The sequence below is a fragment of the Shewanella amazonensis SB2B genome (assembly GCF_000015245.1).
Lineage (GTDB): Bacteria > Pseudomonadota > Gammaproteobacteria > Enterobacterales > Shewanellaceae > Shewanella > Shewanella amazonensis.
Genome location: NC_008700.1, coordinates 1,127,646 through 1,143,533 on the forward strand (window position 1 = coordinate 1,127,646; position 15,888 = coordinate 1,143,533).

At 50.7% G+C, this 15,888-nt stretch carries 11 protein-coding genes; 7 read left to right on the forward strand and 4 right to left on the reverse strand.

The annotated features are described in order from the left end of the window. Nucleotides 1-57: 57 nt before the first annotated feature. Both SAMA_RS04870 and SAMA_RS04875 read right to left on the reverse strand, forming a co-directional pair. A complete protein-coding gene (locus tag SAMA_RS04870) occupies nt 58-549 on the reverse strand; it encodes a GspH/FimT family pseudopilin (RefSeq protein WP_011759049.1) in 492 nt (163 codons plus the stop codon). Between the two features lie 117 nt (nt 550-666). Beyond that, complete coding sequence (locus tag SAMA_RS04875) at nt 667-1,179, reverse strand: GspH/FimT family pseudopilin (RefSeq protein WP_011759050.1); 513 nt, start codon at nt 1,177-1,179, stop codon at nt 667-669. A 219-nt stretch (nt 1,180-1,398) separates the two neighbouring features. Between SAMA_RS04875 and glnB the strand changes: the two genes are divergently transcribed. Beyond that, complete coding sequence (gene glnB, locus SAMA_RS04880) at nt 1,399-1,737, forward strand: nitrogen regulatory protein P-II (protein WP_011759051.1); 339 nt, start codon at nt 1,399-1,401, stop codon at nt 1,735-1,737. Between the two features lie 219 nt (nt 1,738-1,956). Then, nucleotides 1,957-3,246 (forward strand): NAD(P)/FAD-dependent oxidoreductase, encoded by a 1,290-nt coding sequence (locus SAMA_RS04885; RefSeq protein WP_011759052.1) that lies wholly within the window; start codon nt 1,957-1,959, stop codon nt 3,244-3,246. Nucleotides 3,247-3,256: 10 nt separating this feature from the next. Here the strand turns inward: SAMA_RS04885 and SAMA_RS04890 are convergent, their stop codons facing one another. Next, on the reverse strand, nt 3,257-4,270 hold the full coding sequence (locus SAMA_RS04890; protein WP_011759053.1) for a LacI family DNA-binding transcriptional regulator: 1,014 nt from the start codon (nt 4,268-4,270) through the stop codon (nt 3,257-3,259). A gap of 416 nt (nt 4,271-4,686) precedes the next feature. Between SAMA_RS04890 and SAMA_RS04895 the strand changes: the two genes are divergently transcribed. Together SAMA_RS04895 and SAMA_RS04900 are read left to right on the forward strand one after the other, a co-directional pair. Continuing rightward, entirely contained in the window at nt 4,687-7,332 is a 2,646-nt protein-coding gene (locus SAMA_RS04895; RefSeq protein WP_011759054.1) for a TonB-dependent receptor, read from the forward strand. Between the two features lie 63 nt (nt 7,333-7,395). Continuing rightward, entirely contained in the window at nt 7,396-8,919 is a 1,524-nt protein-coding gene (locus tag SAMA_RS04900) for a tryptophan halogenase family protein (RefSeq protein WP_011759055.1), read from the forward strand. Between the two features lie 67 nt (nt 8,920-8,986). On the opposite strand, the gene SAMA_RS04905 is transcribed toward SAMA_RS04900, so the two are convergent. Beyond that, nucleotides 8,987-9,679, reverse strand: coding sequence for a SapC family protein (locus SAMA_RS04905; RefSeq protein WP_011759056.1), 693 nt, complete (start codon nt 9,677-9,679; stop codon nt 8,987-8,989). 1,041 nt (nt 9,680-10,720) lie between these two features. Between SAMA_RS04905 and SAMA_RS04910 the strand changes: the two genes are divergently transcribed. From SAMA_RS04910 to SAMA_RS04920, 3 genes are read left to right on the forward strand one after another with little or no spacing between them, the layout of a single operon-like run. Beyond that, nucleotides 10,721-11,584 carry a substrate-binding periplasmic protein gene (locus SAMA_RS04910; RefSeq protein ID WP_011759057.1) on the forward strand — a complete coding sequence of 288 codons (864 nt, stop codon included), beginning with the start codon at nt 10,721-10,723 and terminating at the stop codon, nt 11,582-11,584. Further along, on the forward strand, nt 11,581-13,068 hold the full coding sequence (locus SAMA_RS04915) for a methyl-accepting chemotaxis protein (RefSeq protein WP_011759058.1): 1,488 nt from the start codon (nt 11,581-11,583) through the stop codon (nt 13,066-13,068). Before SAMA_RS04910 ends, SAMA_RS04915 begins: the two co-directional genes overlap by 4 nt. Before the next feature lie 31 nt (nt 13,069-13,099). Continuing rightward, nucleotides 13,100-15,754: a family 20 glycosylhydrolase gene (locus tag SAMA_RS04920; protein ID WP_011759059.1), complete on the forward strand. Its 2,655-nt coding sequence runs from the start codon at nt 13,100-13,102 to the stop codon at nt 15,752-15,754. Nucleotides 15,755-15,888 lie beyond the last annotated feature (134 nt).

The following is a 15,888-nucleotide window of genomic DNA, read 5'->3' on the forward strand; positions in this document are numbered from 1 at the left end:
CCAGTTTTTAGCTTTTGCAGGAAAAACCCACATTAGTGGGTTTTTTTCATAATAAAATTAACAATCGTTGCCGTTTGCTCCATAAGACACCAGTCCACTAGTGCTTATAAGAACTGTCTGTGAATCGCTGGCTTTGCCATTCGGGCAATATGTTACTGTGCCTCCAGACGCGAGCCCATCAGCGGAAAAGGTCATTGAAACGGCAGATGCCTTAACTTTGTCCAGCCCATTAAAACTGTCTATAGCTCTTAATTCGTGATCGGTGTTGCTGGCATCAGTAATATAAACTCTTATACCTTTGCTCCAATCTGTTGATGTTCCACATGTAGTTGCAGAAGCAAAAGAGCAGATCTTAACTGTAGCGCCATAGCTCACAGCTTGGTTTCGCGCGAAAGCAAACAGGTCATGAATCTTCTTAACATTGTTATCTACTCGCACTTGCTCATAGACTGATGTTAACGATGGTACACCAATAGTTAGCAGTATTGCTGCCACGGCAATGGTGACCATGAGCTCGACTAATGTAAATCCTTGCTTTTTCTTATGCATCTATAACTCCTCATTGATACTGTTTGAAAGTATAAGCGAGAAGTCGCCCAATTTCAGTAGAAAAGAGTTCTACTGGTTCGGTGTCGATTTAACAGTTACCCTAGCTTAGATGTCGCATTATTGAGTGCAATTGATATTTTTATCTGTCGAGAAGCGTACTCTGCCTGCTTGATTAATTATAACGGCTTTGGAATAAGGGCTGTCTGCTGAGCCTGGGCAGTACTTGAACGTTCCGTTGCTGCCCGAAGCAAGACCATCAGGCAGAAAGCGTGCAGCTGAGCGGTTATAGAACATAAAGTCATTGCTATCAAAAGAGCCTGTTTGCATCAGTAATATGTCATTGCCATCTAACTGATTACTAACGCCGGAGTCGGTGAATACTGTCAGACCTTGGTGCCAGTCATTCGTGCATTGGTTATCCTTCAGAGGGCATACTGTCACGCGAAGCCCATAGCTGATGGCTGTATTTCTGGCGTATTGCAAGGTTTGTTGAATGACTTTTATCGCGGAATCTGCCCTGTTAGCTTGATGTAACTCAGTAAGTTGAGGGAGCCCGATAGAAAGCAATATGGTTGCAATCGCGATTGTTATCATTAGCTCTATGAGCGTAAATCCGTGCGGATGTTTCATAGCAAATCCTTGCTGTATGTCGTCAATGCGTCCTGCAATGACCTAAACTCGATTACGACCCAACCAATTGAGTATAGAAGAGTTGGTTCAAACTGACGTGATTCGTATATATTGTTCTGCTCTATGAATATTGAATCATTTTACCTCTTCTTCTAATAATAGTAGTGGTAAGCTAATACCTATTAGACTTTGGGTTATTGGAAATTTAGGGAGCAGTTGATGAAAAAAGTCGAAGCCATAATCAAGCCTTTTAAGCTGGATGATGTGCGTGAAGCGCTGGCTGAAATTGGCATAACCGGTATGACAGTCTCTGAAGTGAAAGGCTTTGGTCGTCAGAAGGGACACACCGAGTTATACCGAGGTGCAGAGTATATGGTCGACTTTCTGCCCAAGGTAAAGATTGAGCTTGTTATTCAGGATGAGCTTTTAGACCAAGCGCTTGATGTGATAGTTGACACAGCTCGCACAGGCAAGATTGGCGACGGTAAGATTTTCGTCACTGACGTCGAGCGGGTCATCCGGATCCGTACTGGCGAAGAAAACGAAGAAGCTGTTTAAAAAAGGGCCGAAAGGCCCTTTTTAGTGTGTTCTGCTGAGGTCATTGATACAGTAGCTTGCCGCTGGTCTATAACGCTGTAATTTTTTAAAAATATGGTTTTATACACTGTCATATTTGGCTTTTTGAACGCACATCTTATTCCATGAAGTTAATGTCAGCTTGTTTCGCTATATCGCTGTGATATAAAAGCAAAACGGAATGTACTACGGAGTATAGCTGTGGGCACAAAGCGAATAGTCATAGTTGGCGGTGGTGCGGGTGGGCTTGCGTTGGCCTCAAAATTGGGGCGAAAGCTGGGCCTGAAAAGCAAAGCCGACATTTTGCTCATAGATAGAAGCCCAATTCATATCTGGAAACCTAAGCTGCACGAAGTAGCAGTCGGGGCCATAGACCAATCGATTGAAGGGTTGCTTTATCGCGATCATGGTTTAAAAAACGGCTACCGCTATCAGCGCGGCTCGTTGGAAGCGCTGGACCCGGATGCAAAAACCATCCAACTGTCAGCGCTTTACAATGAGCGGCAAGAACTGCTGATGGGGCCCCGTACCATAGAGTATGACTATCTGGTGCTCGCGCTTGGCGGTGTGTCCAACAGTTTCAATACCCCTGGCGCCGAATCTCACTGTATTTTTCTCGATAACCTGCAGAATGCTGAGCAATTTCACCGGCAATTGCTTGATGGACTGATGCTGCTGGATGAAACCCAATCACGTTTGAGCATTGGTATCGTTGGGGCTGGAGCGACGGGAGTTGAGCTTGCTGCTGAACTCCATCACGTTGTTGAATCGGTCAGAGAATTTGGCTATCAGAATATTTCCAAGCAGCACCTGGATATACATCTTATCGAAGCCGCACCTAAAATTTTGCCACAGCTACCCGATAGGGTCAGTGGCCGCGCGCAGGCAGTCCTCGATAAAATAGGCATTCACCTACATCTTGGCGTGCAGGTTAAGGAAGTGACGAAAGAAGGTTTTACCACCCAGGATGGTAACCTTATCAGGGCGGATATCAGGGTTTGGGCCGCAGGCGTTAAAGGCCCGAATGTGTTTTCAGACCTCAGCAAGTTACCCATCACCCCCAGAAATCAAGTGGAGGTGGATGCCTGTATGCGGGTCAAAGGGCACACAGATATTTATGCTTTGGGTGACTGCGCCCAGCTGATACTGGCTGATGGGAAGCCCGTGCCTCCCAGAGCACAGGCGGCGTCGCAAATGGCTGAAACTTTATATCACAACATCCTAAACCGCCTGGCAGGGCAGGCTGAAGCGCCATTCGAATATCGCGATTACGGTTCTCTGGTATCACTCAGTCGCTTCTCTGCTGTAGGCAATTTGATGGGGAATTTAAGACGAGGTGATTTTTTTATTGAGGGGCACGTGGCTCGCTTTATGTACCTATCCCTCTATCATCGACATCTTTCCAGTCTATTTGGCTGGTTTTCGGCGCTGGTGTATCGCTTGGCGCAAAAGCTGCTGCGATGGCAGCGCCCCAAGCTTAAGTTGCATTGAGCCCGTTTTTTTAACCTGGGTTGCTGCTGGAATCGCGGACAACAGGCTCGGGGGTGAACACCTTGGCACTGTCCAGGCGCTGCTCTTTACGATTAGCAATCAGCAGCTCGGTAGCGACCTGTGCTATTTTTTGATTCGGTTGATGAACCGTAGTCAGTTTGGGCCAGGTTTGGCGTGAAAACGGGCTGTCTTCGAAGCCGACAATTGAGATATCGCGAGGGATATCAACCCCCTGCAAACGCGCGGCAAACAAGGCACCAGCCGCTATTTCATCGTTACACGCGACGATGGCCGTTGGCCTTGGTGTCATTGAAAGCAGCTGTTTAGCCCCTTCAACACCTGATTCAAACGAATACTGCCCTTCAATTACAAACGCCGGGTTCAAGGTAATGTTGTTGAGTGAGAGAGCGTCGCAAAAACCGGCGAAGCGCTCTTTGGTCGATTCGTGCTGCTCGTCCCCGCTGATAAAAGCGATATGTTTGTGCCCCAAATCAATCAGATGTTGGGTAATAGACACCGCGCCGTGCCTGTCATTAACCAATACCGTCAAACCACAACTTTCTTTGGTTTTGTCTCCGGCAATGATGCGCACGTAATGGGCCTCAATGCTGTCGAGTGCCGCTAAAATTTTGGGATCTTCCGACAGGGGAGGAGTCAGGACCAATCCGGCCAGTCTGGCGTGCTTTACCAAGGCAGTTAACTCTTCGCAAATACTGTCGGCGGTAGCATCGCAAGGGTGGATCAGGAGTTCATAACCCTTATCGCGACATGCCGATAAAATGCCGTTTTGCATATCGATAATATAGTAGGCATTGGGATTGTCGTAGATAAAGCCGATAACATAAGACTTGGTGCCGGCGAGGTTACGCGCAGCCAGGTTGGGCTGGTAATTAAGCGCCTTGATGGCTTCATTTACCTTGTCTATGGTTGCCTGTTTCACCGAGGGTTCGTTGTTGGTAACCCGGGAAACCGTCTTGATAGAAACGCCGGCGTATTTGGCAACGTCATTAATTGTGACTTTCATCTAAACACTCAGTAATTCAATCTATTAGTGGCGCTATTTGGATGGGAACTGACAGATGACTGGCGTTTGGGATACCAAATATTGCACTTGTATCGGTTGAGAATATTTCACGTATAGTGCGGATTTTTGCCCTGATTGGCAATCGCCTTTTCCCTTAGGATGTTTTCCAAGGTGTAGAAGGAACCGCATATTCGTTAGAAGCCTTTCAATCAACATATTGTTAACAAAAGATCTTTTGTTTTACCAACTCGCTGCAGCCTCGATGGCGACACACTTTTTTTCAACTCCCAGTTATTTTGTTGTGGTAACGCTGTTAATTATTGTGTAATGTTTGCGCTAGACATGACAGCGTTGTCATTCCTTCGGGAATGGTTATGGATGCAAAAACATAAAAAATAATATGGAAGGGAAACGAGATGCGACCATCTACCTTTAAAAAGAGTGTCCTCGCTACCAATATCGCAATCCTCCTCGGTGGTGCGGTATCAGTAGGTGCAGTGGCTGCCGAAGCTCCGGTTGATACTGCAAATATTGAAAAAATTGAAGTGCGCGGTATCCGCGCGTCCAACAAAGCCAACATCAATGAAAAGCGTTTTTCCAACGCTGTAGTCGATGCCGTTACTGCCGAAGATATTGGTAAACTCCCTGATTCCGATGTGGGTCAAGCACTTGGCCGTGTACCCGGTGTGACCGTAGGTCGCGCTTTTGGCCAGGGCAGTTCAGTATCTATCCGTGGTACTGATCCTCTGATGACGCTTACCACCCTGAATGGCCAAAACGTGGCTTCGACCGGTTGGTACGATCAGATGAACATCGACCGTTCATTCAACTACTCAATGCTGCCAGCAGAACTGATTGGCGGTATGGAAGTGTACAAAACCACCCAGGCCAACCTCGTTGAAGGTGGTATCGGTGGTACAGTTATTGTTAAAACCCGTAAACCACTGGATATGGAAGCTAACTCGATTTTTGGCTCCGTAAAGGGTGAATACGGTTCAATCAATGAAGAGTGGGCCCCCGAAGTATCGGGCCTCTACAGCTGGAAAAACGAAGCCGAAACCTTCGGTATTCTGGTTTCCGGTGCGTACGTAGACCGTGAATATCTGCGTGTGGGTACCGAGGCGGACCTCGATTGGGGTGGCCGCTCTTCTATCCAGCCTTCAAGCTTCCTGCAAAGCCAGGAGCGCACGGCGCTGGATGCCACCTTGCAGTATCGTCCTACTGACAACCTGGAGTTTGGTGCCCACATCCTGTCGCTGAAACTGGGCGCTGACAGCATTGGTGCCAACATGTACATCAATACCGACACCAACTGGGGTGCCGGTGATTCTCACTGCCAGCAGTTTAACGATGCTGGTGTATGTACTTACAGCGATACACCGGAAAGCGATCCATCAGACGTGTTCTTCCAGAACTGGGCACGTAAAGGTGAAATGACTTCTGATACCTTCGAACTGAACATGGAATACGATGGCGATGGTTATGCCATTGCTGCCGTAGCCGGTAAGACCAAGGCGGAAGGTGGTACTCAGATGAGTGCGAACTTCGGTTATGGCTGGTGGGGAGACAAGTTTAAAGATATCAAGTGGGCTGGTGTGGTTGATGCCACCGGAAAGCAAATTGATATCAACGGCCGTGACATGAGCTTCGGTATCGACAATCTTGACACCACAGTGGGCACTTCCCAGTGGACCGGTATCCAGGGCCCAAACACCGACGAAGAGTCTTACGTTCAAATCGACCTGGACTTCGATCTGGATCTGGGTGCTATCAACAAGTTTGAAACCGGTATCCGTTATACCGAGCACACTTTCGAGAAGAAAGAGTATCGTGCCGTGTATGGTACCTTGCCAAACGTGTTCAACAGCACCGATCTGTACAGCGGCACCATGAAGCTGGGCTATGACGAATGGACCATTCCAAAAGCCAACCTGGATGCCATGATAGATGCAACCGTGTCTCTGGTGGATGAGTTTGTCTACAGCCGCCCAGCCTACGGTAAAATCGATGAAGATAACCTGTCTCTGTACGGAATGTTCTCCTTCGAAGGCGAAGGTTTCCGCGGTAACTTCGGTTTGCGTTATGTTCAAACCGACGTGACGTCAAGCGGCCACGTCATCGATAACTCTCCGGCAGACAACCTGGGCATCAACGCCGGTTGGAGCGAAGAAGTTCAAAGCGTAAGCGACAGCTATCACGATGTACTGCCAAGCGTAAACGTGGCATTCGATCTGGCTGATGACGTTATCCTGCGTTTGGCAGCTGGTCAGGCTATCACCCGTCCAAACTACGACAACCTGTTCCTGTCGTCTTCATCTGGTTATCCGGATGACCGTCGTGGCAACGAGCAAATCACCTACGGTAACCCAGGTCTGGAGCCAATGAAGTCGTCTCAGGCTGATGTCAGCATCGAGTACTACTATGGTGATGGCAACCTGTTTGCTGCTACCTACTTCATCAAGGATATCAGCAACTTCATCGTTGCAACTGCCCCGGAAACCAAGGCGATTGGCGTAATCAACAATGACCTGGAAGTGCCTGCGGACAGCTGGATTGTAGACAGCTACATGAACGCCGGTGGTGGCTCTATTGACGGTATCGAACTGCAATTGAACCACGCTTGGGATAACGGCTTTGGTATCAACGCCAACTACACCTTTACCGATGGCACTGCCCCTGCAGAAGTGTACACCGATAATATCGGCGTATTCACCGAAGCGTCCAAGCACACCACCAACCTCGTTGGTTACTGGGAAAATGATACCTTCTCAGCCCGTGCAGCCTACAACTGGCGCAGTGAGTACATGGTGCGTGAATACGGCAAATATTACGGTAACCGCATGCACGATGACTTCGGTACTCTGGATGTGACACTGGGATGGAACGTGACCGAGAACATCGCACTGCGTCTCGAGCTCATCAACCTGACTGCAGAAGATGACGTTCAGTACGGCGCTGCCGGTGTGGGTACTGCCGTTAAGCCTGCGCTGCAGGATGGTTACCCAACCTGGTCGTTCAAAGGTGAAACCACTTATAAGCTGGGCGCAAGCTTCAACTTCTAAGATAAATGTGTAATAAAAAACCCAGTCTCGGCTGGGTTTTTTTATTGAAGGACAGGTCTGCAAATGAAAATAACGAAAATTGCTATCCTGGGTGGTGGTACTGCCGGTTGGTTGGCGGCCAACCATTTGGGGGCGGAGCTGTGTGCCGATAAGGAGGTTGAAATAACCCTTATCGAATCGCCGGAGATCCCAACCATTGGTGTGGGGGAGGGCACCGTGCCCTATATCATGAAAGGCCTCAAACGCTTTGGCATATCTGAGTCCGAGCTGCTGGCAAACTGTGATACCACCTTCAAGCAGGGCATTAAGTTCGTCAATTGGCTCGACCCTGAGCGCCACGGCGATAACCACTATTACCATCCTTTCGACTCACCTTATCCCGGTGGCATGGACATCAGCCATTACTGGCTGACCCAAAAAGATAAGCGCCCCTTTGATGATGTGGGTATACAGGCCCGGATTTGTGAAAAAAACCTGGCTCCCAAGCGTATCAGTGCTCCCGAATATCAGGGTGAACTGGCTTACGCCTATCATTTCAATGCGGTGAAGTTTGCTGCCTTGCTGGCTAAGAACGCCCGGGAGCGCTTTGGGGTCAAGTATCTGAGTGCCACAGTCGCAGGCGCGACGCTGAATGACGACGGCGCCATTGCCAGTCTGAATACCAAGGAAGTCGGTAGCTTGGCGTTCGATTTTTATGTCGATTGCAGCGGTTTTCACTCGGTACTGTTGGACAAGGTGCTTAAGGTGCCCTTTGTGGATAAAGGCAAAGAGCTGTTGACCGACTCAGTGATAGTACAGCAGGTTCCCTTGAAGAGCGGTGAGGCGCTTTCGCCCTATACCAAGGCGACTGCGCATAAGGCGGGCTGGATTTGGGATATCCCTCTAACCACCCGTCGGGGTACCGGTTTCGTGTATTGCAGCCAATACATGAGCGATGAAGAGGCCGTTTCCACCTTTGCCCAATACCTTGGCATGGACGTGAGCGAGATATCGCCAAGAAAGATCCCGATGAAGATTGGTTATCGGGAGAAGTTTTGGGCCAAAAATTGCGCCACCCTGGGGCTTGCTCAGGGCTTTGTGGAACCACTGGAAGCCACCTCGATACTGGTAACGGACTTTTCTGCAGAACTGCTGGCCAAAAACTTCCCCAGGGAAACCTCTGATATTGAGGTACTTAGCCCTTACTACAATGATGTCATTACTTATGTATGGGAAAGGGTCATCGATTTTATCAAGCTGCATTACTGTCTCTCAGACAGGGAAGATACCGGCTTTTGGGCAGCCAATCGCGATTCCGACACCTGGTCCGAGACCCTAAAATCCCGACTGGCAAAGTTTGCACTCAGGCCTCCTCAGCAATCGGACTTTTTAAGCCGTTTTGATTTATTCGATGATAAAAACTTCCTGTATGTGCTCTATGGAATGGGCTTTTCAAGCCGTATCAAGGCGCTCGACCCGAGGGAGATAGAGCAGAGCAGGCAGCTGTTGGAGAGTAACGACAAATTGGCTGACAGGGCGGAGGAGTTGTTGATGGAGCACGGAAAGTGGCTCGCAGGTCTGAAGGCGGCCATGGCACGGGCATCATAGCCGTGATGGTGTAGGTGCGTTAAATAAAAAAGCCGGGTAACCCCGGCTTTTTCTATGCCTTTTGGGATTATTCGCCCATCACCAGGTCGATTTGATTCAGTGATGCCAGGTGAGCATAAATGGCTGACAGGGCGCCCTTGTTGAACAGCTCAAGCTTGGCTTCATCGCTCAGCTCGTGCAGCTTCTTCTCATCAACCATGTAGATGCCGTCGTAGTTGGCTTTCTCGCCGTCTTTGCCATTCACTGTCAGGGTTTTTGGCTGCAGCAAGTCATGATCAGTCAGGGTTTTTACAAACTGCTTGGTCAACTCACGGAAGTCGAACAGCTGGCCGATAAATTTCACGCGGTCTTGCAGGAATTCAGTTTGTTCGCCGTTTTCATTAAACAGCGCGATGCCTTCTTCTTCGCTCAGCAGGGTACTGCTTTGATTAATACCAATCAGCAGCTTTTCCTGAGTTTCATCAGGGCCAGCGATAAAAGGCGCCACGCGCAGCTGCATAGGCACATAGCGCTGGGTCCATTTACCATCTTTGATAAATTTGTTGCTCTCTGGCTTCAGAGAGGTCACAGCCACTGGCTGATACTCACCGCTGTCGGTGTTTTTGGCAAAAATGATGGGGAAACTGGTGGCTGCGGGCATAAATTCCTGAACAACCAAGGGCAGCATGTGATGCTTTTCAAATTCAGCAAGTTCAAGGGCTTGCTTAACTTTCAGGTTTTTGTGAGCGGTATTATTGAGAGGAACGTACTGCGCAGTCATTTGTTATTATCCTTTATTTATAAATCTAGGGTCCTGGCCAACTCTGTACGTCACAGAAGGGCCGTTGAAGCTGACGCTACCGGACACCGAAGGCCCGATGTTATCAATGGTTTTGCAATATGTCACCACATGGTTAATGTTGGCGTGTGTTTGCATCATCGGGGATGTGGCGCGCTCAAATATTCAGTATGACAAGTCGCCAGTTAACCCCTTATTACCAGTTATCTTCCTGGCACAGAGCGTGGGGCACAGGCGGTATCATGGTATCTTTTGCACTCGGTTCTGGTTGGAGCGCTGCCTGGCGACAGTGTTGGGAAGTTAACTCCTTACCCAAACAAGTCACTGCAACGGCTCTTAATAGCACCAGTACCTATCACCGCTTATTAACACATGGGGGCACATAATCGGCAGTTCAATGGTTACATCGTTAAAATCTGGCCAATTTACGGAAAAGGACTTTCTCACGGGCACTGCGGCGGAACAGTGCCTCTGGTATCAGCAGGGCGTCCTGGGCTAGTTACAATCTAGCTGTGCTTTTCACATCAGTTACTTGCATGCTTAATCGACCTGACAGAGCATGCCTATTTCGTTTCCAATGCTAAGCCTCACAAGCGGCATGGGTTTGGCATTGAGTGTCCGCCTTTCTTATCAAAGACTCCGAATACACTGAAAAATAGCGGCCGTGATTGCCTACCGTATCGCTGCCGAAAAAATGTCAAAAAATTGTAGAAATCCTGAGCCACATTGTGTAATGTAGTTAATGACAGCGTTGTCATTTGCTTGTGTGGCTTTGTTGTCTTGTAAGGTCTGCATGAAAAGGATGAGGTCTCCTGTTTCATGTTTATTGGCAAGCGTGTGGCTGTCGGGCGGCTATACGCTTGTATTTAATCTTAAATAGTCTCTCCCCAGAAACTATGGTTGGCTGGGTGCTGTACGCAGTGCCCAGCTTTTTTTTGGGATGATTGAGCGTAAAGCCCGGGTATTGGCGGTAATAAAACAACGACAACCCCCATGGCGTTCGCCATAAAAGAGGGCTGCACAATGCGAACAAGGTCTTGGTTTTACGCACTGTTTTTTTCGGCTTCCTTTGCTGGCGCTTTGCCGTGCCAAGCGGCCGACGCATCGCTTATCACTACCATACCCAACAGCTGGCAATTCACCCTGCTTACTGAGGCGCTCAAGCGCTCGGGCACCAACTATCAGATATCCCAACTAAGCTCAGAGATGAACCAAAAGCGCAAAGTTGAAGAGGCGCTTGAGGGCAACATTGATGTCTTTTGGAGCATGACCTCAGCCGAACTCGAACGCACCGTTTTACCCATCAGGGTGCCCTTGTTCAAAGGGCTGCTGGGTAACCGGTTGCTTATCATCCGTGAAGCGGATCAGGGCCGTTTTGCCAAGGTTAAAAGCAAACAGGATTTCAGTGCTTTTCGAGCAGGTCAAAACCGTTACTGGCCCGACGCTACCATTATCGAATCCAATGGTTTGCCGCTGATTACCAGTTACAAGTACAAAAACCTTTACCCCATGCTCGAAGGCGGTCGTTTCGATTATCTGGCGCTGGGCGCTCAGGAAATCTGGGATGAGTTGGCCAAACATCCTGATCCGGCTCTGAAAGTCGATAGCCACGTCTTATTGCAATACCGCAGTCCTGCGTACTTCTTTGTCTCCCCCAAACGTCAGGCGCTGGCAGAAGATCTAAACCGTGGTCTAGAGGCCATGATTGCCGATGGCAGTTTCGATCGCATGTTCAATCAAGAGCTTAAAATCGATGAGCTTTATCGTATAGCCAAGTTCAATGAACGGGTCATCATCCGCTTGAATACGTCGGATTTGAGCCCACAGACGCCGGTACACCGGCCTGAGTTATGGCTCGATCTGTTCAGTATGGAGGGGGTGAAATGAATAATAATCTGGCACTTAAGGTGCAGATTGGCCTGGCATTGGCGCTGTCAGGCTTGATGGTGTTGCTGTTTGGTGCGACCTTTTTGTTTGAAAAGCAAAAGCTTGAACAGGCCTTTGCCGAATATGAAAAAGATACCCTCGCCAGTCTGGCAGTGACCATGGCTCAGCCAGTGTTTACCTATGATTTTGAACAGATAGAAGCAATTTTGTCGGTGACCCTGGAGCAGGAGCAAATCGCCGCGCTCAAGGTGTTCGATCATCGCGGTAAGCCCATGGCCAGTGTTGGCAGCAATACCGGCGAAGATGCGGGTCTTGAGCAAAAGAGCATTAGCTTTAGCGACAACGGCAAACCCACCGGCAAGATGGAGGTGACCTTTACCCGGGCGCCCATTGAGGCGAGACTCAGCTCCTTGTTGCTTGGGCTACTGGCCCAGGGCGCACTGATTTTGTTGCTGAGTATGGTGGTGATCGTCATTATTCTCAAAAAGTTGGTGATTACTCCCCTTGCTCACGTCGTTTCGGCCATGGAGGATGTAGCCAGCGGTGATGGCGACCTGACCCGTCGGCTGCCGGTGGAAAGTCAGGATGAGATTGGCCGTCTGGCATCGGCTTTTAATGCCTTTATTGAACAAATTCATGCCACCGTAACCAAGGTGCAGGAAACCGCTGCCCAGCTGATTGAAGGGGCGGGCACCCTGGGAAGCCTCAGCGGCGCCAATAATCTGAGGGTGCAGGAGCAGCGTCAGGAGACCGAAGCGGCGGTGACTGCGGTCAGCCAGCTGTCGGCCAGTGCTGCCGAGGTGGCTGGTAATGCCCTGCGTACCTCCGAAGCGGCGGCCGAGGCCGATGCCCAGGTGGATGAGAGTCAGCGCCGCTTCGACCAGAGTCTGGGGCTGACCCGCCAGCTGGTGGATGAGCTCAGCCGCTGCGCCATATCCGTACAGCAGCTGCAGCAGGAAACTCAAAAGATTGATGAAGTGGTAGTGGTGATTAACAGCATTGCCGAGCAGACCAATCTGCTGGCACTGAATGCCGCCATTGAGGCCGCCCGGGCGGGAGAGCAGGGCAGGGGCTTTGCTGTGGTGGCCGATGAAGTGCGCACCCTGGCAAGCCGCACCCAGCAAGCCACCGGCGAAATTCAAAAGATGATCCAGCAGGTGCAAACCCGGGTGAATGATACCGTTACCGTGATGGGGGCCAGTCAGCAGCTGTCGGATAAGTCGTTGTCGCAGGCCGAGGAAATCAAATCCATGCTTGCCAGCGTTACCCGCCTGGTTTCCAATATCAACGCCATGAATACCGAAGTGGCCCATGCTGCATCAGAGCAAACCAGCGTCACTGAAAATATTTCCAGAAGTTTGAACGATCTCGCCGGCATCTCAGGTTCGGCCTCAGCAGACAGTGCCTCGTTGGCGCAGTCCGGTGAGCGCCTGTTCCAACAGGGGGAAAGATTGCGGGCACTTGTAAACTCATTCAGGTTGTAGCCCTGAAAAAACAGGAAAAATGAGGACAACAATGAAATTTTCCTTAGCCGCATCTGCGATTTTTCTCGCCTTGGGTGTCAGTGGGTGCTCACAAGCCCCGGTCGAGCCCGCTGCCGTAGCCGCTGAGCCTTCGGTGTTAACCCAGGCCAGTTTACAGGCCTTCGCCGATGGGCTGGACGTGAAATACCGGGTGGTAACCAACAGACCCGATGAACAGTGCAAAAAAGACGCCGGTGAAGGCCGCTGCTTTCAGGCCGAAATTGTGCTGACATCGCCCATCGACTTCGACGGTCGCGATTTTGAAATCTATTACAGCCAGATGCGCCCGGTGCAGTCGGTGCAAAGCACAGACTTTGTGATTGAGCATGTTAAAGGCGATTTGCATCGCATCAAGCCAACCGGGAATTTCGGCGGATTCAAGGCCAACCAGAGCCAGACCCTGGCGTTTCGCGGCGAGCTGTGGCAGCTGTCCGAAACCGATGCCATGCCCAACTACTACATTACAGCGCCGGGGCTTAAGCCTGTGGTAATTGCCAGTACCAGGCTGGCGGTCGAGGCTGAAACCGGTCTTGAGCTGCGCCCTTACGTCGAAGCCTTTACCGATGCCGACAAGCAGTATCGTCGTACCGATAACGACAAACTGCCATGGGCAACGGCGCCAGTGCTGTTTGAGGCGAATCAGTCGCTTGTAGTTGACCCTGCCGCGGCGGCCCAGCGCATAGTGCCTGCGCCTGTGTCGCAAACATTTGAAGCGGGTCTTGGCACGCTGGACTTGTCCGGCGGTATTGCCGTTGAACTGCCACAGGGGCTGGATAAAGCCGCCATCGACGCTGCGCTGGCACGTCTTGCCCGCCTGGGTATTGAGGAGGACTCATCTGGTGCCAGGATTAAGCTGGTAAGTGATGACTCACTTGGTGCAGAAGCCTATCAGCTGGTTATTCGCCCAGAGGGCGCCGAGATTAAAGCCGCCACCGATGCCGGCTTTGCCTATGGTCTGTCGTCACTGGCAGCGCTTGTGCAGCCAGGCAAGCCAGCTATCAGTGCGCAAACCATCACTGATGCACCAAGATACGGCTTTCGCGGCATGCACGTGGATGTGTCCCGCAACTTCCACTCCAAGGCGTTTATGCTAAGCCTGCTTGACCAGATGGCGGCCTATAAACTTAACAAGCTGCACCTGCACATGGGCGATGATGAAGGCTGGCGCCTCGAAATTGATGGTTTGCCGGAGCTGACCGAGATAGGCAGCAAACGTTGTCACGACCTTGCCGAAGATACCTGCCTGCTGCCGCAGCTTGGCAGTGGGCCTGATGCCGATGTGAAGGTAAACGGGTTCTACAGCAAGGCCGACTATATTGAGATCCTGAAATATGCCTCAGCCAGACAAATTCAGGTGATCCCGTCCATGGACATGCCCGGCCACAGCCGCGCTGCCGTGAAAGCCATGGAAGTCAGATACCGCCGCCTGGCGGAAGTGGGTGATATCAAGGGCGCTGAAGAATATCGCCTTATCGATCCGGAAGATAAGACGGTTTACAGTTCTATTCAGTACTACGACGACAACACCCTCAACGTGTGCATCGAGTCGACTTACCACTTTGTTGACAAGGTAATCGACGAAATTGCCAAACTGCATAAAGAAGCCGGACAGCCGCTGACCCGTTATCACATTGGCGCCGATGAAACCGCCGGTGCCTGGCTTGAGTCGCCAAAGTGCGAAGCCTTTGTTGCAAATAACGACAAGGGAGTGACCAACAAGAGTGAGCTGGGTGCTTACTTTATCGAGCGGGTGGCCAACGTGCTGCATGACAAGGGCATTGAGCCAGCCGGTTGGAGTGATGGCATGAGCCACACCCGCCCGGAAAAAATGCCTGCCATGAACCAGAGCAACATCTGGGATGTGGTTGCTCACAAAGGTCATCAGCGTGCCCACAAGCAGGCTAACCTCGGCTGGGAAATCGTGCTGTCTAACCCTGAGGTGCTGTATTTCGATTTCCCGTACGAGGCCGATCCGAAGGAGCATGGCTACTACTGGGCGAGCCGCGCCACCAACAGCCAAAAGGTTTTCGGCTTTATGCCGGGTAACCTGCCGGCCAATGCCGAGCAGTGGCTGGATATTGAGAACAATCCCTTCGAAGCCGACGACACAAAGCAGCAGGATGAGGCGGGCAAGGTTCTCAGCGAGCCTATGCAGCCTGGTAAGGCCTTCTATGGCGTGCAGGGCCAGCTGTGGAGCGAGACCATTCGCAGTGACGAGCAGGCACAGTACATGATTTTCCCCCGCCTGCTGATGTTGGCGGAGCGTGCCTGGCACAAGCCGGGTTGGGAAGTACCCTACAACCATGAAGGCGCGCTCTATAACCAGAGCAGTGGCAGTTTCAGCGCCGAAGCCCGTGCGCTGCAGGCCGCAGATTGGCAGCAGATGGCCAACACCCTTGGCCATAAAGAGCTGGCCAAGCTGGATTTGGCCGGTGTGCACTACCGTGTCCCCACAGTCGGTGCCCGTATTGAGGATGGTAAGTTGTCGGCCAATATCGCTTTTCCCGGCCTTGGCATCGAATACCGTGAAGCCGATGGCAACTGGCAGCCTTATCTGGCGCCGGTAGTGGTAACCAAGTTACCGGTTGAAGTGCGAGGTATTGCCGCAGACGGTAAGCGTAAGGGCAGAACCCTGAAGGTGAAATAACCTCGATATAACAAAAGAGGCCTGATTTCAAAGTGAAAAACCGGGCCTCTTTTTCTCTGCTCAGGCCAGTGTTTCCGGGCATGAACGCTGATTTTCAATCAAGCTTAAAATTTAAATGACAACGCTGTCATTTT